This window comes from Vibrio sp. 1562 (assembly GCF_033340155.1).
GTDB classification, from domain to species: domain Bacteria; phylum Pseudomonadota; class Gammaproteobacteria; order Enterobacterales; family Vibrionaceae; genus Vibrio; species Vibrio alginolyticus.
Window position 1 is genome coordinate 1 of record NZ_JAWOVY010000324.1, and the last position, 711, is coordinate 711.

A 711-nucleotide genomic window follows, 5' to 3' on the forward strand; every position below is an offset into this window, starting at 1 on the left:
GACCAATCGCGATCGCACCAACTACTTTGAAACCGTTCCTGCAAATCAGCTGGAAAAAATGCTGTGGCTTGAATCGGATCGTATGGGCTTTTTGCTTGATGCGGTTTCACAGCGCAAATTTGAAATTCAACGATCTACGGTGAAAAATGAGCGTGCGCAACGTTATGACAACCGTCCGTACGGTTTGATTTGGGAACGTATGTCTGAAGCGTTATACCCAGAAGGTCATCCTTACTCATGGCAAACCATCGGTTACGTTGAAGATCTTGATCGTGTTGATGTGAATGATCTTAAAGCGTTTTTCTTGCGTTGGTACGGTCCAAATAATGCGACGATCACGATCGGTGGTGACTTAGATGTCGAGCAAACACTGGCGTGGGTAAACAAATACTTCGGTTCCATTCCTCGTGGTCCAGAAGTTGAAAACGCACCGAAACAACCAGCTAAGTTGCAAGAAGACAAATACATTACGTTGGAAGATCGTATCCAACAACCGATGGTAATGATTGCGTGGCCAACCACATACAGCGGCGAAGAGAGCCAAGCGTCTCTGGATACGCTATCGGAAGTATTAGGTGGTGGTACCAACAGCGTGCTGTACCAAGATTTAGTGAAGACGCAAAAAGCGGTTGATGCGGGTTCCTTCCATGACTGTGCAGAGCTTGCGTGTAATTTCTATGTCTACGCGATGGGAGATTCTGTAGACAAAGG

General features: G+C 46.4%; 1 protein-coding gene. It reads left to right on the plus strand.

Annotation, left to right across the window (positions count from 1 at the left end; all coding sequences use genetic code 11):
* A partial coding sequence (locus R7Z49_RS24960) for a M16 family metallopeptidase (RefSeq protein ID WP_318112377.1) occupies nt 1-711 on the plus strand: 711 nt, incomplete at both ends.